The 24,819-nt window shown below is 68.9% G+C and carries 23 protein-coding genes and 1 tRNA gene; 17 read left to right on the top strand and 7 right to left on the bottom strand.

Going from position 1 to position 24,819, the window contains the following annotated elements:
* Window positions 1–17 precede the first annotated feature (17 nt).
* Complete coding sequence (locus QNO11_RS08585) at window positions 18–1,139, bottom strand: SDR family oxidoreductase (RefSeq protein ID WP_257508774.1); 1,122 nt, start codon at window positions 1,137–1,139, stop codon at window positions 18–20.
* Between the two features lie 119 nt (window positions 1,140–1,258).
* On the opposite strand from QNO11_RS08585, the gene QNO11_RS08580 reads away from it, so the two are divergent.
* Entirely contained in the window at window positions 1,259–2,281 is a 1,023-nt protein-coding gene (locus QNO11_RS08580) for a DUF4352 domain-containing protein (protein WP_257508678.1), read from the top strand.
* A gap of 61 nt (window positions 2,282–2,342) precedes the next feature.
* On the opposite strand, the gene QNO11_RS08575 is transcribed toward QNO11_RS08580, so the two are convergent.
* The 3 genes from QNO11_RS08575 to QNO11_RS08565 form a co-directional block, all read right to left on the bottom strand.
* A complete protein-coding gene (locus QNO11_RS08575; RefSeq protein ID WP_257508679.1) occupies window positions 2,343–2,507 on the bottom strand; it encodes a hypothetical protein in 165 nt (54 codons plus the stop codon).
* A 98-nt stretch (window positions 2,508–2,605) separates the two neighbouring features.
* Entirely contained in the window at window positions 2,606–3,190 is a 585-nt protein-coding gene (locus tag QNO11_RS08570) for a hypothetical protein (protein WP_257508680.1), read from the bottom strand.
* Between the two features lie 24 nt (window positions 3,191–3,214).
* Complete coding sequence (locus QNO11_RS08565; protein ID WP_257508681.1) at window positions 3,215–4,042, bottom strand: inositol monophosphatase family protein; 828 nt, start codon at window positions 4,040–4,042, stop codon at window positions 3,215–3,217.
* Between the two features lie 93 nt (window positions 4,043–4,135).
* Here QNO11_RS08565 and QNO11_RS08560 point away from each other — a divergent pair.
* Window positions 4,136–4,208 (top strand) — tRNA-Lys (locus QNO11_RS08560).
* A 220-nt stretch (window positions 4,209–4,428) separates the two neighbouring features.
* Here the strand turns inward: QNO11_RS08560 and QNO11_RS08555 are convergent.
* Entirely contained in the window at window positions 4,429–5,220 is a 792-nt protein-coding gene (locus tag QNO11_RS08555; RefSeq protein WP_257508682.1) for an IclR family transcriptional regulator, read from the bottom strand.
* A gap of 105 nt (window positions 5,221–5,325) precedes the next feature.
* Between QNO11_RS08555 and QNO11_RS08550 the strand changes: the two genes are divergently transcribed.
* Genes QNO11_RS08550 through QNO11_RS08540 form a run of 3 tightly spaced genes read left to right on the top strand, consistent with a single transcriptional unit; the run spans window position 5,326 to window position 7,941 of the window.
* Complete coding sequence (locus QNO11_RS08550) at window positions 5,326–6,102, top strand: CoA transferase subunit A (RefSeq protein ID WP_257508683.1); 777 nt, start codon at window positions 5,326–5,328, stop codon at window positions 6,100–6,102.
* Between the two features lie 4 nt (window positions 6,103–6,106).
* The gene (locus QNO11_RS08545) at window positions 6,107–6,760 is read left to right on the top strand and encodes a CoA transferase subunit B (RefSeq protein ID WP_257508684.1); all 654 of its coding nucleotides are present in this window, start codon (window positions 6,107–6,109) and stop codon (window positions 6,758–6,760) included.
* Window positions 6,757–7,941, top strand: a complete 1,185-nt coding sequence (locus tag QNO11_RS08540) for an acetyl-CoA C-acetyltransferase (RefSeq protein WP_257508685.1) — start codon at window positions 6,757–6,759, stop codon at window positions 7,939–7,941. The genes QNO11_RS08545 and QNO11_RS08540 overlap by 4 nt, the downstream gene beginning before the upstream one ends.
* 50 nt (window positions 7,942–7,991) lie before the next feature.
* Here QNO11_RS08540 and QNO11_RS08535 read toward each other — a convergent pair whose 3' ends face one another.
* Entirely contained in the window at window positions 7,992–8,252 is a 261-nt protein-coding gene (locus QNO11_RS08535) for a hypothetical protein (protein ID WP_257508686.1), read from the bottom strand.
* Between the two features lie 132 nt (window positions 8,253–8,384).
* On the opposite strand from QNO11_RS08535, the gene otsA reads away from it, so the two are divergent.
* From otsA to serA, 10 genes are all read left to right on the top strand, one after another.
* Window positions 8,385–9,800: an alpha,alpha-trehalose-phosphate synthase (UDP-forming) gene (otsA, locus tag QNO11_RS08530; protein WP_257508687.1), complete on the top strand. Its 1,416-nt coding sequence runs from the start codon at window positions 8,385–8,387 to the stop codon at window positions 9,798–9,800.
* Window positions 9,797–10,570, top strand: coding sequence for a trehalose-phosphatase (gene otsB / locus QNO11_RS08525; RefSeq protein ID WP_257508688.1), 774 nt, complete (start codon window positions 9,797–9,799; stop codon window positions 10,568–10,570). Before otsA ends, otsB begins: the two co-directional genes overlap by 4 nt.
* A 213-nt stretch (window positions 10,571–10,783) precedes the next feature.
* Complete coding sequence (ilvD, locus tag QNO11_RS08520; protein ID WP_257508689.1) at window positions 10,784–12,490, top strand: dihydroxy-acid dehydratase; 1,707 nt, start codon at window positions 10,784–10,786, stop codon at window positions 12,488–12,490.
* A gap of 37 nt (window positions 12,491–12,527) precedes the next feature.
* Window positions 12,528–14,330, top strand: a complete 1,803-nt coding sequence (locus tag QNO11_RS08515; RefSeq protein WP_257508690.1) for an acetolactate synthase large subunit — start codon at window positions 12,528–12,530, stop codon at window positions 14,328–14,330.
* Between the two features lie 2 nt (window positions 14,331–14,332).
* Window positions 14,333–14,842, top strand: coding sequence for an acetolactate synthase small subunit (gene ilvN, locus QNO11_RS08510; protein ID WP_257508691.1), 510 nt, complete (start codon window positions 14,333–14,335; stop codon window positions 14,840–14,842).
* A 35-nt stretch (window positions 14,843–14,877) separates the two neighbouring features.
* Window positions 14,878–15,903 carry a ketol-acid reductoisomerase gene (gene ilvC, locus QNO11_RS08505; protein WP_257508692.1) on the top strand — a complete coding sequence of 342 codons (1,026 nt, stop codon included), beginning with the start codon at window positions 14,878–14,880 and terminating at the stop codon, window positions 15,901–15,903.
* 174 nt (window positions 15,904–16,077) lie between these two features.
* On the top strand, window positions 16,078–18,813 hold the full coding sequence (adhE, locus tag QNO11_RS08500; RefSeq protein ID WP_257508693.1) for a bifunctional acetaldehyde-CoA/alcohol dehydrogenase: 2,736 nt from the start codon (window positions 16,078–16,080) through the stop codon (window positions 18,811–18,813).
* A 127-nt stretch (window positions 18,814–18,940) separates the two neighbouring features.
* Complete coding sequence (locus QNO11_RS08495; protein WP_257508694.1) at window positions 18,941–19,438, top strand: DNA polymerase III subunit gamma/tau; 498 nt, start codon at window positions 18,941–18,943, stop codon at window positions 19,436–19,438.
* Window positions 19,435–19,797, top strand: a complete 363-nt coding sequence (locus QNO11_RS08490; protein WP_257508695.1) for a bacitracin resistance protein — start codon at window positions 19,435–19,437, stop codon at window positions 19,795–19,797. The genes QNO11_RS08495 and QNO11_RS08490 overlap by 4 nt, the downstream gene beginning before the upstream one ends.
* A gap of 136 nt (window positions 19,798–19,933) precedes the next feature.
* Window positions 19,934–21,538 (top strand): phosphoglycerate dehydrogenase, encoded by a 1,605-nt coding sequence (gene serA, locus QNO11_RS08485; RefSeq protein ID WP_257508696.1) that lies wholly within the window; start codon window positions 19,934–19,936, stop codon window positions 21,536–21,538.
* Between the two features lie 3 nt (window positions 21,539–21,541).
* Here the strand turns inward: serA and QNO11_RS08480 are convergent, their stop codons facing one another.
* Window positions 21,542–22,087, bottom strand: a complete 546-nt coding sequence (locus QNO11_RS08480) for a TetR/AcrR family transcriptional regulator (protein ID WP_257508697.1) — start codon at window positions 22,085–22,087, stop codon at window positions 21,542–21,544.
* A 59-nt stretch (window positions 22,088–22,146) separates the two neighbouring features.
* Here QNO11_RS08480 and QNO11_RS08475 point away from each other — a divergent pair, with 59 nt between their 5' ends.
* On the top strand, window positions 22,147–23,700 hold the full coding sequence (locus QNO11_RS08475) for an MFS transporter (RefSeq protein ID WP_374113809.1): 1,554 nt from the start codon (window positions 22,147–22,149) through the stop codon (window positions 23,698–23,700).
* A gap of 30 nt (window positions 23,701–23,730) precedes the next feature.
* Window positions 23,731–24,780, top strand: coding sequence for a 3-isopropylmalate dehydrogenase (locus QNO11_RS08470; RefSeq protein ID WP_257508698.1), 1,050 nt, complete (start codon window positions 23,731–23,733; stop codon window positions 24,778–24,780).
* Window positions 24,781–24,819 lie beyond the last annotated feature (39 nt).

The following is a 24,819-nucleotide window of genomic DNA, read 5'->3' as shown; positions in this document are numbered from 1 at the left end:
GGGCGGTACGACTACGACTACGCGCCCGGGATGAGCCGAGCGGCGCGGTAGCGGTCGAACAGCTCGGTGAACGAGTCGACCGTGCGGTGATGCACGCCGAACCCGGCCAGCCGCGACTTGCTGATGTCGGTCACGACCTCGATCTCGCGCCCGAGGTCGGCGTCGGTGTGCCACCACGACGCGATGCGGCCGAGGTCGGACTCTGCGAGGTCGTGCTCACGGGCGATCCGTGTCCACACGTCCTGCGCGGCGGCCATCTGCCGCTCGAGCGGTTGCGGCTCGGCGTCGGGACCGACCGGCTCGACACCGAAGTACTCGGCCAGGCGCGTCCACATCCAGCGCCACCGGAACACGTCGCCGTTGACGACGTTGAAGGCCTCGTCACGGCCGGCATCCGAGGTTGACGCCCAGAGCATCTGGTCGGCGAGCACGGTGGCATCCGTCATATCGGTCAGCCCGTTCCACTGCGTGAGTGAACCGGGGAAGACGAACGGTGTGCCCAGGTGCCGGCAGATCGACGCGTAGACGGCGAGGGTCAGGCCCATGTTCATCGCGTTGCCGACGGCGTACCCGATCACGGTGTGTGAGCGGTGCACCGACCAGGTGAACGCGTCGCGCTCCGCAGCGGCGAACAGTTCGTCCTCCTGCGCGTAGTAGAAGTTGGGGGCATCCAGCCGCGCCTCCTCCTCGTGGAACGGAGTGTCGGGCATGTTGCCCTGGCCGTACGCCTCGAAGGGTCCGAGATAGTGCTTGAGGCCGGTGACGAGCGCGGCGTGCTGCACCGGCGCGTGCGAGAGGGCGGCGAACAGGTCACGCACCATGCCGCCGTTGACAGCGATGTTCTGCTCCTCGGTGTCCTGCCGCGACCACGCGGTGAAGAAGACGTGCGTCGGCTTCTCCTCGGCGAGGGCATCGGCTAGAGCGGCGGCTGAGCGCAGGTCTGCGGAGAGCGCGCGCACACCGGGGCGGTCAGCGAGGGGGCGCCGTGACAGTGCGGTGACAGGCCAGCCCTGCTCGACGAGCAGATCGACGAGGGCAGACCCCCCGATGCCGGTGGCACCCACCACGAGCGCGCTGCGCTGCGGGACGGACGAATCGAGGTCGAGCGGGTGGGACGGGGTCTTGCCGGGGGAAGTCATCAGGGACCGCAACGTCATGGGTGGGGATTCATTCCGCCTTGCAGGCGTGTCGCCCGTATCGGTCGCAACGGGGGGCGGCGGGTGCGGGGGCCCGTCGCACTCACTGCCAGGATGAGCGAATGACTACACCTGAGCCTCTGGGGGAGGCTTGTGTGCCCGGCGAGCCGGCACCGACCCCCCAGCATCCTTCTCCGCCGGCCGCGCCGCCGGCCGGATACCCGTACGCCGCTTCCTATCCGCCCGCGCAGGGGTATCCGCCCGCGCAGGGGTACCCGCCGGCGCAGGGGTACCCGCCGGCGCAGGGGTACCCGCCGGCGCAGGGGTACCCACCCGCCCCGCCCCGCCAGGGCCCGCCTGCCCCCACCGGGAAGGCGCTCAACGTGCTCGGCCTGATCTCCGTGATCGCGGGCGGGCTCGGTTTCGTGCTTGCCTGCTCCTCCCTGATGCAGGGCTGGGGTGCGATGATTCCCGCCGGCATGTTGCTTCTTACCGGGTTCGTGCTCGCGATCGTGTCGCTGTTCCGTAAGGGCCAGGGCAAGGGTCTCGGTATCGCCGGGCTCATCGTTTCCATCGTCGGCAGCATCGTTGGCTTCGTCGCGCTCGTCACAGCGATCACGTTCGCCGTCGGTAACGTATTCGTGGACGAGACCGGGGAGCTGTTCGATTCGATCGAGGAGCAGGCCCAGGAAGAGGCCCAGGAGCCGCCGGCATCATCTGAGACAGGCCCCGTCGAGCTGCTGCCCCTGGGCAGCACGGTGACCTCGGAGGATTGGGAAGTCACCGTCAACAGCGTCTCGCTGGCGCAGACCGATGTCGTCCTGGCAGAGAACGCGTTCAACGGGGAGCCCGAGCCCGGCTACGAGTACATCCTCGTGAACGTCACCACGACCTACGTCGGCGATGCTCCCGATGGGGAGATGCCCGGATTCGTGTCTTTCGACTACGTCGCCGCCTCGGGCGAGGTCACCCCGCCCCCCTTGCTTCTCATCCCTGACGAGCTTGACCGCGTCACGGTCCTGCAGCAGGGTGGATCCGCCACCGGCAACATCGTGCTGGTAGCACCGACCGAGACCGCCTCGGACGGTGCCATCGCCGTGACGCCCGGGCTGATGGCCGACCCAGAGTTCGTCGCGACCCAGTGACAGACACGAAACCCCCGGCGCTGTTTGAGTGCCGGGGGTTTTCGCGCTCTGTGGCTCGCGCCTAGGCCTGCTCGTCTTCTTCCGGCTCGAACGTCGATGCCTCATCGGTGACACCCGCGGCAACGCCGTCGGGGTGGGCGGGAATGGTGCCGTCCTTGCCGAGGCCGTCAGGCTTGGTGGTGCCGTCTTCTTCTTCCGGGCTCTGCTGGCCCGATGCGTCGCTCATCATCTGAGTCTCCCTCCGTCGGACCGTCCAACTTACGTGGCGAACGGCGCTCGGGCATCCCGATTGACAACCCAGCCGTGAGGAGTCATACAGCGCGGTTAGCCCTGCGGGCGCTCGATCAGCAGCAGGCTCTGCTTGGTGTCGGCGAGGGTCACCCAGCCGTCGCCGAACAGGTATGTCATGCCGTACCCCTCGGCGTCGGTCGTCAGCGCCATCTCGGGGTTCTCGGTGACGTAAACGCCCTCGTCGCCGTTCTCGCGCAGCCAATCTGCGGCCAGCAGCTCGGTCTGCGCGTCCTTGGCGAGAGCATCCTCGATCGGCGCCCACCCGAAGATCTGCGCCGGTCCACCCGGCACCGCGAAATCCGCCCAGGAGCACTGGATGCCGTCGGGCACGTCCATCTCCCCAATGCGGAACGGCTCCTCGCGGTGTGTCCAGCCGAGCTCTTCGAAGTCGGCGACCGTCGTGGCGGCGATGATCGTCGTGCACGTCGGATCGACGACGGGCTCGGCCGTCTCGGCCGGCTCGGGCGCGGGAGTCGCCGGTGCGGTATCGGCCGAGCCCGCGGTCGGCGCGGGGCTGGCGCGGGGTTCGGTCACTTCGGGTGTGGCACATGCGGTGAGCGCGAGGGCGACGGCGAAGAGCAGCGCGGCGGCGGCAGGGCGGTGGTGCGGCGAGGGCATCTGTCGTTCCGTCGGGGTCGTCGGTCAGGAGGGGGAGTGCAGCAGGCGAAGGAAGTCGTCGTGGAGGATGCCGTTGGTCGCCACGGCTGAGCGCTCGCCGATCGAGTCGGTCCCGTCGAAGGAGGTGAAGCGCCCGCCGGCTTCGGAGATGATCGGCACGAGTGCGGCGATGTCGTATTCCTTGACGTCGAATTCGGCGACGAATTCGAGGCGGCCCTCTGCCAGAAGCATGTACGGCCAGGTGTCGCCGTAGCCGCGGTCACGCCACACCGCGCGGGACAGACGCACGACGTCATCGAGGTGACCGGCGTCGTCCCACTGCGAGATGCTCTGGAAGCTGGCGCTCGCTTCGGCGATCGAGTCGATGCGTGACACGGCGAGACGGCGCGGTTCGCCGCCCGGTGTGTTCGTCCACGCACCCAGGCCGGTCGCGCCCCACCATCGGCGTCCGAGCGCAGGCTGGCTGGCCACGCCTATGCGCGGCACGCCGTCCACAGCGAGGGCGATGAGGGTCGTCCACATCGGGATGCCCTTCAGATAGTTGGCGGTGCCGTCGATCGGGTCGATGATCCACTGCCGCGCGGCATCCCCGCTGGAGCCGAACTCCTCACCGAAGATGCCATCGCCGGGTCGCTCATTCTCGAGGATGGCGCGGATCGCGCGCTCGGTCGCGAGATCGGCTTCGGTGACGTGCGAGGCATCCGCCTTCAGCTGCACGTCGAGGTCGGCGGCGTCGAAACGCCCCATGGACACGGCGTCGGCGGCATCGGCCAGGCGCAGCGCGAGGGCGAGGTCGTCACCCAGATCCCCATCGAACGGTGCTGACCAGGGCGACGGGGGAGAGGTGGGCACGACACCACGATAGCGGGGCCGGTCCACGTCGATTGGCGATCCGCGGTCTCGTGATGGTAACGTTGTCCCTCGGTTCGGCAAGTCCGAAATCACGCACCTCTAGCTCAATCGGCAGAGCAACTGACTCTTAATCAGTGGGTTCTGGGTTCAAGTCCCAGGGGGTGCACGAAAGGCCTCGTACACTCTCGCCAGTGTGCGGGGCCTCTCGTTTTTCCGGCCGAGATGCCGCATTCGCCACGCCCGGGATGCACGAGCGCATGAAATTCCTCCGTGCGAATTGCCGCCCCGCGCCGAGCGTAGGAGATGTGCCGAAGGTAGGACTTTTCCTGCGGCATCCGTCCTACGCTCGCCCCATTTCCTACGCTCGAAACGCGTCCGCGAACGCGTCAGGCGCGGGCCGCGGCGATGCGCGACGACAGCTGATGGGCGTGGGCCAGCAGCGTGCGCCCGAGCGCGGGCAGTCGGTCCGGTGAGAACCGGAACTCCACGCCAGTGAGGCTCAGCGCCCATTCCGGGCGGCCCGCGCGGTCGAACACCGCGGCGCCCATGCCCCAGGAGCCCTCGACGATCAGGCCCGGGTTGATCGCGTAGCCGCGGTCGCGAGTGTCGGCGAGCCGGGTGCGCATCGCGTCGGCGGAGTGCCGGGAGCCGAAGCGCTTCACGATCTCCGGATGCCGCGCCAGGTACGACTCCACGTCGTCGTCGGGGAGGAACGCGAGGATGGCCAGCCCCGCGGATGCCACGCCCAGCGGGAACCGCACGCCTTCGCTCAGCACGAAGGAACGGATGGGGAAGGCCCCCTCCTCACGCAGCAGGCACACCGTCTCGTCGCCGCGGCGCACCGAGAGGAACGCGCTCTCCTCGGTCTTGACCGCGAGGGAGCGCACGATGTCGCGGGCCAGCTCCGTGATGTCGTAGCGAGCGGCCGCCACGGTGCCCATGAGGAACAACTCGGGGCCCGGCATCCATCTGGCCGACGGCGAGTCCTGGTCCACCAGTCCCTCGGCGCGCAGCGCGCTCAGCAGCCGGTGCGCCGTAGTGCGGGAAAGTCCCGCGTCGGTCGCGAGTTGCTGCAGCCCGGCGCCACCCGGTCCTGCTGAGGTCACCAGGCGCAGCAGCCGCGCCGCACGTGCCACTGTTTGGGCGCCGGCCACGGGGCCGCGGGTCGAATTATCCACATAGTGGACGCTACGGCGGGATGCGTCCACATCGCAAGGCCACGGTTGCCCCTCCGGCAGCCGGAGACCCAGGCTGGCATCACTGCTGCGCACGAAGGAGTGAGCGTGATCGACAAGACCTATCCGTCGGCGGCCGAGGCCGTCGCCGACATCCCGGACGGCGCTTCGCTGGCCGTCGGCGGGTTCGGGCTGTCCGGCAACCCGATCGCCCTCATCGAGGCGCTCCTGGCCCAGGGCACCCGCGACCTGTCGGTCGTGTCGAACAACTGCGGCGTGGACGATTGGGGCCTCGGCGTGCTGCTGAGCGCCAAGCGCATCCGCAAGATGACCTCGTCCTACGTGGGGGAGAACAAGGAGTTCGAGCGGCAGTTCCTCAGCGGCGAGCTCGAGCTCGAGCTGACCCCGCAGGGCACGCTTGCCGAAAAGCTGCGGGCCGGCGGTGCGGGCATTGCCGCGTTCTACACCCAGACCGGGGTCGGCACGCAGGTCGCCGAAGGCGGTCTGCCGCGGCGTTACGACGGCGCCGGCGGTGTGGCGATCGCCTCGCCGGCAAAGGACGTGCGCACCTTCGACACGTCGGGACAGTCGCTTCCCTACGTGCTCGAGGAGGCGATCGTCACCGACTTCGCGCTTGTGCACGCGGCGTACGGCGATACGCACGGCAACCTGATCTTCAACAAGGCCGCCCGCAACTTCAACCCGCTCGCGGCGATGGCCGGGCGGGTCTGCATCGCGCAGGTAGAGCGGCTCGTGGCACCGGGGGAGCTCGATCCGGATGCCGTGCATCTGCCCGGCATCTACGTGCACCGCATCATCGAGGTCGGCACCGACATAGCAAAGCGCATCGAGCGTCGCACCGTGCGCTCGACGGAAGGGAAGTGACCCGGTGGCTCTGACCCGCGATGAGATGGCGGCGCGCGCAGCCCGCGAGCTGACCGACGGCGCCTACGTCAACCTCGGCATTGGCCTCCCCACCCTCGTTCCCAACCACGTGCCGCACGGCGTCACCGTCGTGCTGCAGTCCGAGAACGGCATCCTCGGGGTCGGGCCTTATCCGACCGAGGACAACGTCGACCCCGACCTGATCAACGCGGGCAAAGAGACCGTCACCGTGCTGCCGGGCGCGGCGTACTTCGACTCCGCGACGAGTTTCGGCATGATCCGCGGCGGCAAGATCGACGCGGCGATCCTGGGGGCCATGCAGGTGTCGCGCACCGGAGACCTGGCCAACTGGATGATCCCGGGAAAGATGGTCAAGGGCCCAGGTGGTGCCATGGACCTCGTGCACGGCGCAGCCCGCGTGATCGTGCTGATGGAACACGTGGCCCGTGACGGCTCCCCGAAGATCGTCGAGGAGTGCTCTCTGCCTCTTACCGGTCGAGGGGTCGTGGACCGCATCATCACCGACCTGGGGGTGATCGACGTGACCGACGACGGTCTCGTGCTCGTCGAGACCGCCCCCGGCGTCACCGTCGACCAGATCATCGCGGCGACCGAACCGGCGCTGCGCATTCCCGAGACTCTTATGGTGGAAACATGAACTACGAAGATGTCGTCATCGTCGCCGCTGCCCGCACGCCGCAGGGCCGGCTGAAGGGCCAGCTGGCCTCATTCAGCGCCCCGGAACTGGGTGCCCTCGCCATTCGCGGCGCGCTCGAGCGGGGCGGCATTCCCGCCGATGCCGTCGACGCGGTGCTCGTGGGACAGGTGCTACCCGCCGGGGCGGGGCAGAACCCGGCGCGCCAGGCCGCGATCGGCGCGGGCCTGGGCTGGGACGTTCCGGCAGCCTCGGTCAACAAGGTGTGCCTCTCGGGGCTGTCGGCGGTCATCGACGCGAAGCGGATGATCCTCACCGGCGACGCCCGGGTCGTGGTGGCCGCCGGGATGGAATCGATGACGCGTGCCCCGCACCTGCTCACCGGTTCCCGCGACGGGTGGACCTACGGCAGCGTCGAGGTGCTCGACCACATGGCCCACGACGGGCTGACCGACGCCTACGACCGCGAGAGCATGGGAGCGTCCACCGAGCGGCACAACGGCCCCCTCGGCATCACGCGGGAGGCGCAGGACCACGTCGCGGCGCTGTCGCACCAGCGGGCTGCGGCGGCGCAGGATGCCGGCGTCTTCGACGACGAGATCGTCCCCGTGCAGGTGCCGCAGCGCAAGGGCGACCCGATCGTGCTGACGCGCGATGAGGGCGTGCGCCCCGACACGACGGTCGAGACGCTTGCGGGCCTCCGACCGGCGTTCACGAAAGACGGAACGATTACGGCCGGCAACGCGTCGCAGATCTCCGACGGCGCGTCGGCGGTCGTGCTCACCACCCGCAGCCACGCCGACGATCAGGGCTGGGAGGTGCTGGCGGTCGTCGGCGCGTCGGGTCAGGTCGCCGGCCCCGACAACTCGCTGCACGCCCAACCCGCGCGCGCGATCGAGCAGGCGCTGGGCAAGCAGGGCATCGCAGCATCCGATCTCGATGTCGTCGAGATCAACGAGGCGTTCGGCGCCGTCGTCGCGCAGTCGCAGGCGGAGCTCGGGTTGGACGAGAGCGTCGTGAACATCCACGGCGGCGGCATCGCCATCGGGCATCCGATCGGTGCCAGCGGCAACCGCCTGGTCGTGCACGCGGTGCACGAACTGATCCGCCGCGGCAGCGGGACCGCCGCGGTGGCTCTGTGCGGCGGCGGTGGTCAGGGCGACGCGCTGATCCTCACGCGCTGACCCTCACCCGCGCAGGCTCGGCGGCTGAGAAGAGGGCCGGGAGTCGGGCGTCAGGCCGACTTCTTGAGGCGCTTCTTCATGAGCTTCTGCTCCTTGCCCTTGACCGGGGAGTCGCCGGGGATGATGTGCCCACGCTTGGCCCGACGCGTGTCGACGATGACGCCGATCGCCAGCGACAGCGAAATCGCCCAGCTCAGCCACGCCAGAGCAGTACGCCACGTGAAGGACTCCTCGCTGCGCAACCCGCGCAGCAGCGTGATGCCGCCGGTGATGGCGGTGAGTAGTCCGGAACCGAAGAGATAGGCGCGCATGTGGCCACGTTAGCGCGCCGAACCTTCTCTTGACTCGGTCTTGACAGACGGCGGGCATCCGCGCAACCCCGGGGGAGCTATGCAGGTCGCGCGATAGCCTGGAGCCCCCGCCTGCTGTACGGAGGAACACCCATGGGAACTGCCGATTTCGTCGTCGTCGCCAATCGTCTGCCGGTCGACCGAGCGGCAAACGGGGACGGTGAGGAGCAGTGGCGGCCCTCGCCCGGTGGCCTGGTCACCGCACTCGCACCCGTCATGCGTCGCGCCGACGGCGCCTGGGTGGGCTGGCCGGGTCAGGCGGACCTGGAGGTCGAGCCCTTCGAGTTCGACGGCATGCAGCTGGTCCCCGTCGCGCTCAGCGCGGAAGACGTGGAGCTGTACTACGAAGGCTTCTCGAACGACACCATCTGGCCGCTGTACCACGACGTGATCGCCGCGCCCCGGTATCGCCGCGAGTGGTGGCAGGCCTACGTGCGGGTGAACCGGCGCTTCGCCGAGGCCGCAGCGGCTGCCGCCGCCGACGGCGCCACCGTGTGGGTGCAGGACTACCAGCTGCAGCTGGTCCCGAAGATGCTGCGGGAACTGCGCCCGGACCTGGTTATCGGATACTTCCACCACATTCCCTTCCCCGCATACGGCCTGTACTCGCAGTTGCCCTGGCGGCGCCAGGTGCTGGAGGGTCTGCTCGGCGCCGACGTCATCGGCTTCCAGCGCGTCGCGGACGCCAGCAACTTCGCCCGCGCGGTGCGGCGCCAGCTGCGCTATGACACCAAGGCCAGTGGCATCCGGGTGCCGACCGAGGAGGGGGGCGAGCGCCTGGCGCTGGCCAAGGCGTTCCCGATCTCGATCGATGTCGACGACTACGTTCAGCTCGCCCAGCGCCCCGACATCCGCGCCCGGGCCGCCGAGATCCGCGAGAGCCTCGGCAACCCGAAGAAGGTGCTCCTGGGGGTCGATCGTCTTGACTACACCAAAGGCATCCAGCATCGTTTGAAGGCGTTCGGCGAGCTCCTCGAGGACGGCAAGCTGGCCGTGGAGGACGTGACCCTGGTGCAGGTGGCCAGTCCCAGCCGCGAGCGGGTCGGGGCGTATGTGCAGCTGCGTGACGAGATCGAGCAGACCGTCGGGCGCATCAACGGCGACTACGACACGATGCACCACACCGCCATCCGGTACCTGCACCAGTCGTTCCCGCGGGAAGAGATGGTCGCGCTGTACTTGGCGGCGGACGTCATGCTCGTCACCGCGCTGCGTGACGGCATGAACCTCGTGGCCAAGGAGTACGTGGCATCCCGCATCGACAATCGCGGCGTGCTGGTACTGAGCGAGTTCGCCGGCGCCGCGGACGAGCTGGGTATGGCGTTGCGCATCAACCCCCACGACATCGAGGGGATGAAGGATGCCATCGTGCGCGCCGTGGAGATGCCGGCCGCCGAGCAGGGCCGGCGCATGCGGGCGCTGCGCAAGAAGGTGCGCGACCACGACGTGAAGGACTGGTCGCGGGAGTTCCTTGAGGCGCTCGACGCGGTGCGGAGGGCACGCTCGTGACCGCCCTGGACGAGAAGATCGCCGCGGTCGCGACGACGCCACGGCTGCTCGTGGCACTGGACTTCGACGGCACGCTCTCCCCGCTGCAGGACGACCCGATGCAATCGCGCATGCTGCCGGTCGCCCGTGACGCGGTCGAGGCCCTCGCGGCGCTGCCCGACACGATCGTCGCGCTGGTGTCCGGGCGCAGCCTGGTGGATCTGCGGCTGATCGCGGAGCACGACGATGACTCCGCGCTGTGGCTGGCCGGTTCGCACGGGGCGGAGTTCTGGGAGCCGGGAATCGGCGCGCGCGAGCCCGAGGATGACTCGGCCGACGTCGCTCTGCGCGACCGGCTGCGCGCGCATGCCGAGCAGGCTACGGCCGAGCTGGACGGCGTCTGGATCGAGCCGAAGACCTTCGGACTCGGTGTGCACACGCGTCGGGCCGATCCGGCGGCGGCGGCCGAGGCCAATCGCATCGTCGACGAGTTGGTGCGCACCGAGGCATCCGCCTGGCGCCGGCGCACCGGGCGGGACATCGTCGAATACGCGTTCCGTCACGAGGGCAAGGACACGGCGGTGGCCGTACTGCGCGAGCGCACCGGCGCGACCGCGGTGCTGTTCGCCGGCGACGACGTGACCGACGAGGACGCGCTGCGGAGCCTCGGCGAGGGCGACCTCGGCGTACGCGTCGGCGCGGGGGACACCGCCGCGAGCGTCACCGTCGCCGACATCACCGAGTTCGCGGGCTTGCTGAACCGCATCGCCGAGCTCCGCGCCGCCCGGTAGCCGCCACCCCCCTCCCGCTCGCCTGTCAGATATGGGCCCTAGCGCCCCATTTGCGACAGGGGAGCGTGGGGTGGAGGCATCCACCCTCCGCCGGCCGGGACGGCCACGGTCCCGCCGACGGTGTGCAGCAGCGCGAATGCGGCCGCGGCGGCTGGCACAGGGGTCCGCTGCGCGCCGCCGACCGAGCGTGCGCTGCCGCAATAGAATGCAGCGGTGAGCCATCCCGACGAAACCATCGACATCAAGCCCCGCAGCCGCGTCGTGACCGACGGCATCGAGGCGACCACCTCCCGCGGGATGCTCCGCGCAGTGGGAATGGGCGACGACGACTGGGACAAGCCCCAGATCGGCATCGCCTCGAGCTGGAACGAGATCACCCCCTGCAACCTGAGCCTGGACCGCCTCGCGCAGGGCGCCAAGGAAGGCGTGCATGCCGGCGGCGGCTACCCGCTGCAGTTCGGCACCATCTCGGTCTCCGACGGCATCTCGATGGGCCACGAAGGCATGCACTTCTCGCTCGTGAGCCGTGAGGTCATCGCCGACTCCGTCGAGACGGTGATGATGGCCGAACGCCTCGACGGCAGCGTGTTGCTGGCCGGCTGTGACAAGTCGATCCCCGGCATGCTCATGGCATCCGCGCGCCTGGACCTGTCGAGCGTCTTCCTCTACGCCGGTTCCATCGCGCCGGGCTGGGTCAAGCTCAGCGACGGCACCGAGAAGGACGTCACGATCATCGACTCGTTCGAGGCGGTCGGGGCGTGCCTGGCCGGCAAGATGAGCGAGGCCGACCTCAAGCGCATCGAGTGCGCGATCGCACCGGGCGAAGGCGCCTGCGGCGGCATGTACACCGCCAACACGATGGCCTCCGTCGCCGAGGCGCTCGGGCTGAGCCTGCCCGGCTCCGCCGCGCCGCCGTCGGCCGACCGGCGCCGCGACAACTTCGCGCACCGTTCCGGCGAGGCCGTGGTCAACCTGCTAAGGCTCGGCATCACGACCCGCGACATCCTCACCAAGGAGGCGTTCGAGAACGCGATCGCCCTGGCGATGGCCCTCGGCGGCTCGACCAACGTCGTGCTGCACCTGCTCGCGATCGCCAACGAGGCCGAGGTCGACCTGACGCTGCACGACTTCAACCGCATCGGCGACAAGGTGCCGCACGTGGCGGACATGAAGCCGTTCGGCAAGTACGTCATGAACGACGTCGACCGTCACGGCGGCATCCCGGTTATCATGAAGGCCATGCTCGACGAGGGCCTGCTGCACGGCGACGCACTCACCGTCACCGGCAAGACGCTCGCCGAGAACCTGCGGGATCTGAACCCCGACCCGCTCGATGGCGAGGTCATTCACCGCTTCGACAACCCGATCCACGCCACCGGCGGCATCACGATCCTGCACGGCTCGCTCGCCCCGGAAGGCGCTGTCGTGAAGACCGCCGGCTTCGACGCGTCGGTGTTCGAGGGACCCGCGCGGGTCTTCGAGCGCGAGCGTGGCGCGATGGACGCCCTCGAGGCGGGGGAGATCAACGCCGGCGACGTCATCGTCATCCGCTACGAAGGCCCCAAGGGTGGCCCTGGCATGCGCGAGATGCTCGCGATCACGGCCGCCATCAAGGGCGCCGGGCTCGGCAAGGATGTACTACTGTTGACGGACGGCAGATTCTCAGGCGGCACAACCGGCCTGTGCATCGGCCACATAGCACCCGAAGCGGTGGACTCCGGTCCCATCGCCTTCGTGCGCGATGGTGATCTGATACGGGTCGATATCGCGGCTCGCACTCTCGACTTACTCGTCGGTGACGCAGAGCTGAGTTCCCGCCGAGAAGGCTGGGAACCCCTTCCCCCGCGCTATACCCGTGGCGTTCTGGCCAAGTACTCCAAGCTCGTTCGTTCCGCCGCCGAAGGCGCGGTCACGGGCTAAGGCCCGCCGCCACTTCAGGACCTCGAGGTAATTCACCATGTCCTCAGACACCGTTTCAGCCGTTCCCCGGCCACCCGCCCGTGCCGCCACGGCACCCGTGATCACCGGCGCGCAGGCCGTCGTCCGCTCGCTCGAACTGCTGGGCGTCACCGATGTGTTCGGCCTGCCCGGCGGCGCGATCCTGCCCGTCTACGACCCGCTCATGGACACGGACAAGATCCGTCACATCCTGGTGCGTCACGAGCAGGGCGCCGGCCACGCCGCCGAGGGCTACGCCTCGGCATCCAACAAGATCGGCGTCGCGATCGCGACGAGCGGCCCCGGCGCCACCAACCTCGTCACCGCGATCGCCGACGCCTACATGGACTCGGTGCCGATCGTCTGCATCACCGGGCAGGTGTTCTCGACCCTCATGGGTACCGACGCCTTCCAGGAGGCCGACATCGTCGGCATCACGATGCCGATCACCAAGCACTCGCTGCTGGTCAAGCGCGCCGAGGAGATCCCCGCCGCGATCGCGGCTGCGTTCGAGATCGCCGGCACTGGCCGGCCCGGCCCGGTGCTGGTGGACATCACCAAGGACGCGCAGCAGCAGGAGGCGCCCTTCGTCTGGCCGCCCCGCGTCGACCTGCCCGGCTACCGGCCGGTCACGAAGGCGCACGGCAAGCAGATCCAAGCCGCGGCTCAGTTGCTGGCCAACGCGAAGAAGCCGGTGCTGTACGTCGGCGGCGGCGTCATTCGCTCGCAGGCATCCGCCGAACTGCTGCGCCTGGCCGAGGCCACGGGAGCCCCGGTCGTGACGACGCTGATGGCCCGCGGCGCGTTCCCCGACTCGCACCCGCAGCACCTGGGCATGCCCGGGATGCACGGCACGGTGCCGGCGGTGCTCGCGCTGCAGGAATCCGACCTGCTCGTCTCGCTCGGCGCGCGCTTCGACGATCGTGTCACCGGCAAGGCGTCGCTGTTCGCCCCGAACGCGCAGGTCGTGCACGTCGATATCGACCCGGCGGAGATCTCGAAGATCCGCACCGCCGACGTGCCGATCGTGGGCGACTTGAAGGACGTCCTGGTCGACCTGGATGCCGCATTCGCCGGTGCCACGGCCGCCGGTGCCCCCGACATCGACGAGTGGTGGTCTTACCTCGACGGATTGCGTGACGAGTTCCCGCTCGGCTACACGCAGCCCACCGACGGCCACATGTCCCCGCAGTACGTGATCTCACGGATCGGCGAGCTCACCGGCCCCGAGGGCGTCTACGCCGCGGGGGTCGGGCAGCACCAGATGTGGGCGGCGCAGTTCATCAAGTACGAGCGCCCCAACTCGTGGCTCAACTCCGGCGGCGCCGGCACGATGGGCTACGCGGTCCCCGCGGCGATGGGCGCGAAGGTCGCCGAGCCCGACCGTGCCGTGTGGGCGATCGACGGCGACGGCTGCTTCCAGATGACCAATCAGGAGCTCGCCACCTGCGTCATCAACCAGATCCCGATCAAGGTGGCGATCATCAACAACTCGTCGCTGGGCATGGTGCGCCAGTGGCAGACGCTGTTCTATGACGGCCGGCACTCCAACACCGACCTGAACACCGGCCACGGCACGGTGCGCATTCCCGACTTCGTGAAGCTCGCCGAGGCGTACGGTTGCCTCGCGCTGCGCGTCGAGAAGGAGGAAGACGTGGATGCTGCGATCAAGACGGCCCTGGAGACCAACGACCGCCCGGTGGTCATCGACTTCGTGGTGAGCGCGGACGCGATGGTGTGGCCGATGGTCCCGCAGGGCGTCAGCAACAGTTACGTCCAGTACGCCCGCGACCACGCGCCGACCTTCGATCAGGAGGCATGAGCATGAGCAAGCATGTCCTGAGCCTCCTCGTGGAGGACAAGCCCGGTCTACTCACCCGCGTGGCGGGGCTGTTCGCCCGCCGCGGGTTCAACATCGACTCCCTGGCCGTCGGCGTCACGGAGGTGCCGGGGCTGTCCCGCATCACCGTCGTCGTCGATGTCGAGGAGCTCCCGCTGGAGCAGGTGACCAAGCAGCTGAACAAGCTCGTGAACGTCATCAAGATCGTCGAGCTCGACCCCGCGGCATCCGTGCAGCGCGAACACATGATCGTGAAGGTCCGCGCCGACAACCAGACGCGTTCGAACGTGATCGAGGTCGTCAACCTCTTCCGCGCCTCGGTGGTCGACTACGCCACCGACGCCCTGGTCGTGGAAGTGACCGGCGACCGCGGCAAGGTCGATGCGTTCCTGCGCGCCGTCGAACCCTTCGGCGTCAAAGAGCTCGCCCAATCGGGCATGGTCGCCATGGGCCGCGGCGGTAAGAGCATCACCGAGCGCGTCCTGCGCGGCTGACCCACAGAACCCCCACTCAAGGAGAAACACACACTATGGCCGAGATCTTCTACGACTCCGACGCCGACCTGTCACTCATCCAGGGCAAGAAGGTCGCGATCGTCGGGTACGGCTCGCAGGGCCACGCCCACGCGCAGAACCTGCGGGACTCCGGCGTCCAGGTCGTCATCGCGCTCAAGGACGGCTCGAAGTCCATCGCGAAGGCCCAGGAGGACGGCTTCGAGGTGAAGTCGGTCGCCGACGCCGCCGAGTGGGCCGACGTCATCATGATCCTCGCGCCCGACCAGCACCAGCGCGCGATCTACAACGACGAGATCAAGCCGCACCTCACCGAGGGCAAGACGCTCGCGTTCGCGCACGGGTTCAACATCCGCTTCGGTTACATCCAGGCACCCGAGGGAGTCGATGTCATCCTCGTCGCCCCCAAGGCCCCGGGTCACACCGTGCGGCGCGAGTTCGTCGCCGGCCGCGGCATCCCCGACATCATCGCCGTCGAGAACGACGCCTCCGGTCACGCCTGGGACCTCGCCCTGTCGTACGCGAAGGCCATCGGCGGCACGCGTGCCGGCGTCATCAAGACGACGTTCACCGAAGAGACCGAGACCGACCTGTTCGGGGAGCAGGCTGTGCTCTGCGGTGGTGTGTCCCAGCTGGTGCAGTACGGCTTCGAGACGCTGACCGAGGCGGGTTACCAGCCGCAGATCGCGTACTTCGAGGTCCTGCACGAACTCAAGCTCATCGTCGACCTGATGTGGGAGGGCGGCATCGCCAAGCAGCGCTGGTCGATCTCCGACACCGCCGAGTACGGCGACTACGTCTCGGGCCCCCGCGTCATCGACCCGCGCGTCAAGGAGAACATGCAGGCCGTGCTGGCCGACATCCGTTCGGGCGCATTCGCGGAGCGGTTCATCAACGACCAGGACAACGGCGCCGTCGAGTTCAACGCTTTGCGCGAGAAGGCCGCCGCCCACCCGATCGAGGCCGTCGGCAAGGACCTGCGAGCACTGTTCTCGTGGAAGCAGACCGACAGCGACTACGTCGAGGGCAACGCCGCGCGCTGACCCTGGACCGGCCGACCCACCAGGCTCGGCTCCGGCCCGATCGCCGCTTCTCCTCACCGGGGAGAGTGGCGATCGGGCCATTTCTTTTTTCCTCTTCCTGTGGTCTGACCACAGCGCTATGCTTGGAGGGAAGCAAGGGCGCGGTCATCGCGTCCGCGCCGGGTTGGAGAGAAAATGTCCCCCGAGATCGACGCATTGGTGGCACGGGCGCAACACGCGCTGAACGCCTATGCGACATTCACCCAGGAGCAGATCGACCACATCGTACGCAAAGCGTCGGTGGCCGCGCTCAGTCACCACGCCGACCTCGCCGTCATGGCGGTCGAAGAGACCGGCCGCGGATTGTTCGAGGACAAGGCGGTGAAGAACATGTTCGCGTGCGAGCACGTCACGCACTCGATCATCAAGCAGCGGACGGTCGGAGTCATCTCGGTCGACGAGATCACCGGAATCACCGAGATCGCCGAGCCCGTCGGCGTGGTCTGCGGCATCACGCCGGTGACCAACCCGACGTCCACGACCATTTTCAAGTCGCTCATCGCGCTGAAGACCCGCAACCCCATCGTGTTCGCCTTCCACCCCTCCGCCCAGCGCTGCTCCGTCGCCGCCGCCACGATCGTGCGCGACGCGGCGATCGCCGCCGGTGCGCCGGCAGACTGCATCCAGTGGATCGGGGAGCCGTCGCTGGCGGCATCCGGCGAACTCATGAACCACCCCGGCGTCGCGCTCATCCTCGCCACCGGCGGCAACGCCATGGTTCGGGCGGCGTACTCGTGCGGCAAGCCGGCACTCGGTGTCGGCGCGGGTAACGTGCCCGCGTTCATCGAGCGCACCGCGAAAGTGGCTCGGGCCGTCAACGACGTCGTGCTGTCGAAATCGTTCGACAACGGCATGGTGTGCGCGAGCGAGCAGGCCGTCATCCTCGACGCGCCCATCGTCGAAGAGGCGATGGCGGAGTTCGCGCGACTGCACGCGTATCTGGTGAACGCCGACGAGAAGCGGATGCTGGAAGAGCTCATCTTCGGCGTCAGCGCCGAGGACTCCTCCTGCGCGGAGGCAAAGCTCAACGCCGCGGTCGTGGGTCAGCCCGCCGCGCGTATCGCGCAGATGGCCGGGTTCGAAGTTCCCGAGGACACCTCGGTGCTGCTGGCGCAGGTCACCGGTGTCGGTCCGCACGAGCCGCTCACGCGCGAGAAGCTCGCCCCTGTGCTCGCGGTGCTGCACGCGGCCGACGCGCAGGAAGGCATCGACCTGTCCGAGCAGATGGTCGCCTTCGACGGACTGGGCCACTCCGGCGCCGTGCACAGCAACGACCCCGCGGTGATCGCGGATTTCGCCGCGCGCGTCAAGGCGGTGCGCATCATCGAGAACGCCCCGGCGGCACTCGGTGGCATCGGCGACATCTACAACGCGTTCATGCCGTCGCTGACCCTCGGCTGCGGCTCGTACGGCCGCAACTCGGTCTCCAACAACGTCTCCGCCGTCAACCTGCTCAACATCAAGCGGGTCGGGCGCCGCAACAACAACCTGCAGTGGTTCAAGGTGCCGGCCAAGACCTACTTCGAGCCCAACGCGCTGCGCTACCTCATCGACATGAAGGGCATCGAACGGGTGACCATCGTCACCGACGCGACGATGACCAAGCTGGGGTTCGTCGACCGAGTGCTGGATGTGCTCGGTCGCCGGCCCAACCGAGTGCACCTGCAGATCATCGATGATGTCACTCCGGAGCCGACGGTCTCCAGCGTGCAGCGCGGCGCTGCACAGATGAGGGACTTCCAGCCCGACACGATCATCGCGCTCGGCGGCGGCTCGCCGATGGATGCCGCCAAGGTCATGTGGCTGCTCTACGAGAACCCGGACGTGCACTTCTCCGACATGCGCGAGAAGTTCTTCGACGTGCGCAAGCGTGCATTCCGCTTCCCCGAGCTGGGGGAGAAGGCGAAGCTGGTGTGCGTGCCGACGACGTCGGGCACGGGCTCCGAGATGACCCCCTTCGCGGTGATCACCGACGACGAGACGGGGATGAAGTACCCGCTCGCCGACTACGCGCTCACCCCGTCGGTGGCGATCGTCGACCCGCTGCTGACCACGGCGCTGCCTGCGTTTCTCGTCGCCGACGCCGGCTTCGACGCGCTGACGCACGCCACCGAGGCGTACGTGTCGGTGTACGCGAACGACTTCACCGACGGCCTCGCGCTGCACGCGATCAAGCTCATCTTCGAGAACATCCAGCGCAGCGTGCAGGCGGGACCTGGGAGCACCGACGCGGCAGACATCCAGGCGCGGGAGAAGATGCACAACGCGGCATCCATCGCCGGCATGGCCTTCGGCAACGCGTTCCTCGGGATCGTGCATGCGATGGCCCACGTCACCGGGTCGAAGTTCCACCTCGTGCATGGGCGGACCAACGCGATCTACCTGCCGCACGTGATCCGCTACAACGGACAGCGTCCTGCGAAGGTCACCGCGTGGCCGAAGTACGAGCGTTACGTCGCGCCGGAGCGGTACCAGCAGATCGCGAAGCACCTCGGGCTGCCCGCCGAAACGCCGGAAGAGGGGGTCGAGTCCTACGCGCGCGCCATCGAGCGGCTGCGTGAGGCGGTCGGCATCGAGAACTCCTTCCAGGCCCAGGGGGTGCCGGAGGAGTCGTTCATCGGTCGCCTCGATGAGCTGGCCATGGCCGCGTACGGCGACCAGTGCGCGCCGGCGAACCCGCGCATGCCGCTGCTGGCCGACACGCGCACGCTGATGGAAGCGGCCTATTACGGCACGTCCTACGACGCCGTCCGCGCCGCGCGCGCACACGCCGCCATCGCGGCGGATTCGGCGCCGGTGGTCGACGTGGCGGCTGAGGTTGCTGAGGGCGCCGGTCAGTCCGCTGTCGGTCGCAAGAAGTCCGCGCGGTAGCCGCACCCGGCACGAAGGCCCGGTCCCGAGCGGGGCCGGGCTTTCGGCTTCGTGTTCCGGCGCCGCTGATCCCGGCATCCGCCCCCCGCCCGCGAGCGCGGGGCGGCGGCCGGGATACCCTGGAGTCATGGCCCGACCCGACGATGATGCGCTCACGTGGGATGGCGACGACGATCCCACGCTCGCAGGGAACACCGGCCCGGCCGCGCCGCTCCCCGCCGGGTATCGTGCCGTCGGCAAGGGCAGCGAACGTCTCGACCACCCCCCACACACGGATGCCGCAGCGGACCGCCCCGCCACCGAGAGCGAAACCGCGGCCGACGCGCCCGCTCCGCTGGGCAACGCCGCGCTCGTCGGCATCGGCGTGTTCGCCGGCGTGTACCTGCTGTTCTGCCTCGGCTGGCTGCTCGGCGCGCGCAACCTGCAGCTGGTGGCGCAACTGTTCCTCGACCCGATCGCCTTCCAGGTGACGCTCTGGCTTGCTGTCGCCGCCCCGCCGCTGTGGTTCGCCACCGTGTTCTTGCTCACCCGCTCCGCGCGGGTCTGGGTGCGACTGACCCTCCTCGCCGCCGGCGCCGTGCTGCTCGTGCCGTGGCCCTTCGTCCTGTCGGGAGCCTCCCTGTGACCGCCGAGACGCCCACGGCGACGCCCGCACCCGCGCGCCGCACCGCACTGCCGATGTGGCTCGTCACCGTCATCGCCGGGGTGTTCCTGGTGCTGTACGCGTTCGTCTTCTGGACGGCCTTGGGCTTCCTGATGCAGCAAGCCGGGGGAGTGGCCGGGCTCACCGGGTACGGCTGGTTCGTACTGCTGCTGCCGGTGATCTTCGCCCCGGCGGTCTTCGCCGCCGCCTTCGCCATCGGGTGGCGCCGGCGCGCACTGCCGTACCTGGCCGTCATGCTCACCGGCCTGGCGTTCGTCGCGGTGTTCTGGCTCGACGTACTCGCCTACGCCGCGGTCACCACCGCACTGTTCGGCGCCTGACCCCCGGCGTCACACGGTCAAAGCCACCGGTGCACGCGCGATAGGCTGATTTCGCCCCCGTCCGGCGCTGTGACGGGGATCTCCCCTCAGTCGCGGTGCACGCGATCGCGTGCGCTGCCACATCGAAGGATCCAGCGTGCCCCAGCCTGTTGTGCTCATCGCCGAAGAACTCTCACCCGCCACGATCGACGCCCTCGGGCCGGACTTCGATGTCCGCCAGGTCGATGGCGCCGACCGGGCCGCGCTGCTGCCCGCCCTCGCGGACGCACACGCCGTGCTCATCCGCTCGGCGACGAAGATGGATGCCGAGGCGATCGCCGCGGCACCCTCGCTCAAGGTCATCGCACGCGCAGGGGTTGGTCTGGACAACGTCGACATCAAGACGGCCACCACGGCCGGCGTCATGGTGGTCAACGCCCCGACATCCAACATCATCTCGGCCGCCGAACTGACCATCGGCCACATCCTCAGCCTCGCCCGGCGCATCCCCGCCGCGCATGACTCGCTGGCGGACGGCCAGTGGAAGCGCAGTGCCTACACCGGCGTCGAGCTGTATGAGAAGACCCTCGGCATCATCGGCCTTGGCCGCATCGGCGCGCTCATCGCCTCGCGGCTGCAGGCGTTCGGCATGAACGTCGTCGCGTTCGACCCGTATGTCACCAGCGCTCGCGCGCAGCACCTCGGCGTGCAGCTGCTGAGCCTGGACGACCTGCTGCAGCAGTCCGACTTCATCACGATCCACATGCCCAAGACGCCCGAGACGACCGGCATGATCTCCACCGAGCAGTTCCGGCTCATGAAGCCCAGCGCCTACATCGTCAACGTCGCCCGCGGCGGGCTCATCGACGAGGAGGCGCTGTACACGGCGCTGACCACGGGCGAGATCGCCGGAGCAGGCCTGGACGTGTTCACCAGCGAGCCCCCGGTCGAAGGCGGCACCGCCCGGCCGCTGCTGGACCTTCCCAACGTCGTGGTCACCCCGCACCTGGGGGCCTCGACCGACGAAGCGCAGGAGAAGGCCGGTGTCTCCGTCGCGCGCTCGGTGCGCCTTGCACTCGGCGGCGAGCTCGTCCCGGATGCCGTCAACGTCGCCGGCGGCGTGATCGACCCGTATGTCCGCCCCGGTATCCCGCTGGTGGAGAAGCTGGGTCAGATCTTCAGCGCCCTGGCCCACTCGCCGCTGACCAGCCTCGACGTGGAAGTGCACGGCGATCTCAGCCAGTACGACGTCAGCGTGCTCAAGCTCGCCGCGCTCAAAGGCGTGTTCACCAACGTCGTCAGCGAGACCGTGTCGTACGTCAACGCGCCGCTGCTGGCCGAGCAGCGCGGCATCGAATGCCGCCTGATCGTCGATGACCGCTCCGACGAGTACCGCAACGTCATCACCCTGCGCGGCGCCCTCTCGGACGGCTCGCAGCTGTCGGTGTCGGGCACGCTCACCGGCACGAAGCAGATCGAGAAGCTCGTGGGCATCAACGACTACGCCGTGGAGCTGCCCATCGAACGGCACCACATCGTCATGCTCTACACCGACCGGCCCGGCATCGTCGCGGTCTACGGACAGAAGTTCGGCGAGGCGGGCATCAACATCGCCGGCATGCAGATCGCCCGTCGTGCCGCCGGGGGACAGGCACTCTCGGTGCTCACAGTCGACTCGCCGGTGGCCGATGACGTGCTCGACGAGGTGCGCTCGGCCATTCAAGCCGACCTGTTCCGTCAGATCGAGATCACCGAGTCTTAACCCTCAGCCCGAGATCGCCCGCTCGACCAGCGCGATCAGGGCGTCCATGTCAGCGCCCTGCGGCACCGGACCGGGCACGGCTCCGGTGCCGAGCGCGTTGTTGAAGTAAAGCCCATCGCTGACCAGCAGCACGAGCTGCAGCGCGGTCTCGTCGCGGGTGTGCGGGCGCAGCGCCTGCTCCCACAGTTCCCGCACCCGGCGCAGCGCATCGATTGCCGCCGCGCTGCCGTTCTGCGCGAGCTTGGATGCCGCGATCAGCGCGCGATCCAGCGGGGAGTCGTCCATGACACTCGACCGCAGGAACGCCGCGACGATGCCCTCCGGAGCCTCCAACATCCCCGCGACGTCGTCGCGGGCGAGGGCTTCCATGCGCAGCAGGAGGGCTGATTCCAGCGCCTCCTTCGAGGCGAAGTGGTAGAGCAGGCCGCCCTTGGAGACGCCGGCCGCGTGCGCGGCGGCGTCCATCGTCGCGCCGCGGGCGCCGTCGGAAATGAGCAGCGACTCGAACGCGTCGAGCACGCCCTCTCGGGCGCGGGGTGGCCGGCTCATGACAGTCCTCTCTCGGCTGATCCCTGTTACTATACCGGCTGGACGGTAAAGAAATGATGATGACACTTACTGAAGAGATCCGCCTCGCCGACAGCCGTGGCGCTCGTGTGGGCTGGCGCGGCTGGGCCGCGCTGGTCGTGCTGATGCTGCCGGTGCTCCTGGTCTCCGTCGACAACACGGTGCTGAGCTTCGCGCTGCCTGACATCGCGCGCGACCTCGCGCCCACCAGCGCCGAGCAACTGTGGATCATCGACGCCTATCCGCTCGTCCTTGCGGGGCTGCTGGTGACGATGGGCACCCTTGGCGACCGGTTCGGCCGGCGCCGGATGCTGATGATCGGCGCCACCGGCTTCGCCGCCGTCTCAGTGCTCGCCGCCTTCGCCCCGACGGCCACGCTCCTCATCGCGGCGCGGGCCGCGATGGGTGTGTTCGGTGCCATGCTCATGCCGTCCACACTCTCTCTGCTGCGCAGCATCTTCACCGACCGCGACCAGCGCCGGTTCGCCATCGCGGTGTGGGCGGCGATGTTCTCCGCCGGTGCCGCGCTCGGCCCGATCGTCGGCGGCATCCTGCTCGAGCACTTCTCCTGGGGCTCGGTGTTCCTGCTGTCGGTTCCGGTGCTGGTGCCGCTGCTGGTGTTCGCGCCGCTGCTGTTGCCCGAGAGCCGCGATCCGCACCCGGGACGCATCGACCCGCTCAGCATCGTGCTGTCGCTGGCGACCATGGTGCCGTTCGTCTACGCGATCAAGGAGTTCGCCGTCCACGGAGCCGGACTGCTGCCCCTCGTGCTGCTCGTCGTGGGTGCGCTGTGCGGGGCGCTGTTCGTGCGCCGACAGCTGCGGACTTCATCGCCCATGCTCGACATGCGCCTGTTCCGTCGCGGCACCTTCAGCGGTGCGCTGCTGGTCAACCTGCTCAGTGTGGTCGCCCTGGTCGGCTTCCTCTTCTTCGTCTCGCAGCATCTGCAGCTGATCGTCGGGCTCTCACCGATGCAGGCCGGGCTCGCCCTCGTCCCGGGCATGGCCGCAATGATCGCGTCGGGACTGCTCGTGGTGCCCATCGCGCGCCGGGTGGACGCGCGGATCGTGGTGAGCGTGGCACTGGTGTTCTCCGTCGCCGGGTACGTCATGGTCGCCCTCACCGCCGCCGACAACGCGCTGGGATTCCTGATCGGCGCGTTCGCGCTCCTCGGGCTCGGCATCGGCGCGGCAGAGACCGTCTCGAACGACCTCATTCTCGCCAGCGTCCCACCGGCGAAGTCTGGGGCCGCCAGCGCGGTGTCGGAGACGGCGTACGAGCTGGGTGCGGTGCTGGGCACGGCGGTGCTCGGCGGCATCCTGACCGCGCTGTACCGCACCGGCATCCTGCTGCCGGCCGGTCTCCCGGCCGACGTCGCCGCCGCCTCGCGGGAGACCCTCGCCGGGGCCATGAGCGCCGCGGAAGGCCTGGACCCGGCCACCGCCGAGGCGCTGCAGACCGCCGCGGCGCACGCGTTCGACGCCGGCGTCGGGGTGACCGCACTGATCGGTGCCGGCCTGGTCGTCATCGCGGCCATCATCGCGGCTACTACCCTGGGTACATCCCGCCCTGCGCGCGAGCGCGTCGACCACTGACACGCGAGCGCGCCCCCGCAAAGGAGTGTCATGTCGCGCGTCGTCAAGCTCGCCGTCATCGCCGGTGACGGCATCGGCCCCGAAGTGACCACCGAAGCGGAGAAGGTGCTCGACGCCGTCACAGCGCGCTCCGACGTGACCTTCGACAAGACGCGCTTCTCGCTCGGCGCCGAGCGGTTCCTCGCCACCGGCGACACCCTCACCGACGACGACCTCGCCGCCATCGCGGCGCACGACGCGATCCTGCTCGGCGCCGTCGGGGGAGTGCCGGGCGACCCGCGACTGAAGGATGCCAACATCGAGCGGGGGCTGCTGCTGAAGCTGCGCTTCGCCCTCGACCACTACGTGAACCTGCGTCCGTCCAAGCTTTACCCGGGCGCGCCGGGCCCGCTGGCCAGCCCCGGCCACATCGACTTCGTCGTCGTGCGCGAAGGAACCGAGGGGCCCTACGTCGGCAACGGCGGCTCCATCCGCACCGGCACCGCGCACGAGGTCGCCAACGAGACCAGCGTCAACACCGCCTTCGGCATCGAGCGGGTCGTCCGCTACGCCTTCGACCTCGCCGAGCGACGCCGCAAGCGGCTGACCCTGGTGCACAAGACCAACGTTCTCGTGCACGCCGGCGGCATGTGGAAGCGCATTGTGGATGCCGTCGCCACAGAACACCCCGAGGTGGCCGTAGACTACCTGCACGTCGACGCGGCGACGATCTTCCTGGTCACGAACCCGGATCGCTTCGACGTGATCGTCACCGACAACCTGTTCGGGGACATCCTCACCGATCTGGCCGGCGCCGTCACCGGAGGCATCGGTCTGGCCGCCTCGGGAAACATCAATCCCGACGGTGCGTTCCCGTCGATGTTCGAGCCGGTGCACGGATCGGCTCCGGACATCGCCGGACAGCAGAAGGCCGATCCCACCGCCGCGATCCTCTCGGTCGCTCTCCTGCTCGATCACCTCGGGCTGCAGGGCGAGGCACAGCGCGTGATCCGCGCCGCCGAAGAGGACATCGCCGCCCGTGACGGCAACTCCCGCACCACGGCGCAGATCGGCGACGCGATCGCCGCTCGGCTCGCCTGACGCAGGCGTACCCTGATATCCGCGCCGTCGGCGCCCCAC

Source organism: Microbacterium sp. zg-B96 (genome assembly GCF_030246865.1).
Taxonomy (GTDB): domain Bacteria; phylum Actinomycetota; class Actinomycetes; order Actinomycetales; family Microbacteriaceae; genus Microbacterium.
Note: the sequence above shows the minus strand (reverse complement) of the source record. Positions and strands in the feature narration are given on the sequence as shown.

What these genes read in the sequence shown, in the direction of transcription:
- QNO11_RS08585 (WP_257508774.1), bottom strand. Translation starts at nt 1,139, where the DNA reads ATGACTTCCCCCGGCAAGACCCCGTCCCACCCGCTCGACCTCGATTCG.
- QNO11_RS08580 (WP_257508678.1), top strand. Translation starts at nt 1,259, where the DNA reads ATGACTACACCTGAGCCTCTGGGGGAGGCTTGTGTGCCCGGCGAGCCG.
- QNO11_RS08575 (WP_257508679.1), bottom strand. Translation starts at nt 2,507, where the DNA reads ATGAGCGACGCATCGGGCCAGCAGAGCCCGGAAGAAGAAGACGGCACC.
- QNO11_RS08570 (WP_257508680.1), bottom strand. Translation starts at nt 3,190, where the DNA reads ATGCCCTCGCCGCACCACCGCCCTGCCGCCGCCGCGCTGCTCTTCGCC.
- QNO11_RS08540 (WP_257508685.1), top strand. Translation starts at nt 6,757, where the DNA reads ATGAACTACGAAGATGTCGTCATCGTCGCCGCTGCCCGCACGCCGCAG.
- QNO11_RS08535 (WP_257508686.1), bottom strand. Translation starts at nt 8,252, where the DNA reads ATGCGCGCCTATCTCTTCGGTTCCGGACTACTCACCGCCATCACCGGC.
- otsA (WP_257508687.1), top strand. Translation starts at nt 8,385, where the DNA reads ATGGGAACTGCCGATTTCGTCGTCGTCGCCAATCGTCTGCCGGTCGAC.
- QNO11_RS08515 (WP_257508690.1), top strand. Translation starts at nt 12,528, where the DNA reads ATGTCCTCAGACACCGTTTCAGCCGTTCCCCGGCCACCCGCCCGTGCC.
- ilvN (WP_257508691.1), top strand. Translation starts at nt 14,333, where the DNA reads ATGAGCAAGCATGTCCTGAGCCTCCTCGTGGAGGACAAGCCCGGTCTA.
- ilvC (WP_257508692.1), top strand. Translation starts at nt 14,878, where the DNA reads ATGGCCGAGATCTTCTACGACTCCGACGCCGACCTGTCACTCATCCAG.
- adhE (WP_257508693.1), top strand. Translation starts at nt 16,078, where the DNA reads ATGTCCCCCGAGATCGACGCATTGGTGGCACGGGCGCAACACGCGCTG.
- QNO11_RS08495 (WP_257508694.1), top strand. Translation starts at nt 18,941, where the DNA reads ATGGCCCGACCCGACGATGATGCGCTCACGTGGGATGGCGACGACGAT.
- QNO11_RS08480 (WP_257508697.1), bottom strand. Translation starts at nt 22,087, where the DNA reads ATGAGCCGGCCACCCCGCGCCCGAGAGGGCGTGCTCGACGCGTTCGAG.
- QNO11_RS08475 (WP_374113809.1), top strand. Translation starts at nt 22,147, where the DNA reads ATGACACTTACTGAAGAGATCCGCCTCGCCGACAGCCGTGGCGCTCGT.
- QNO11_RS08470 (WP_257508698.1), top strand. Translation starts at nt 23,731, where the DNA reads ATGTCGCGCGTCGTCAAGCTCGCCGTCATCGCCGGTGACGGCATCGGC.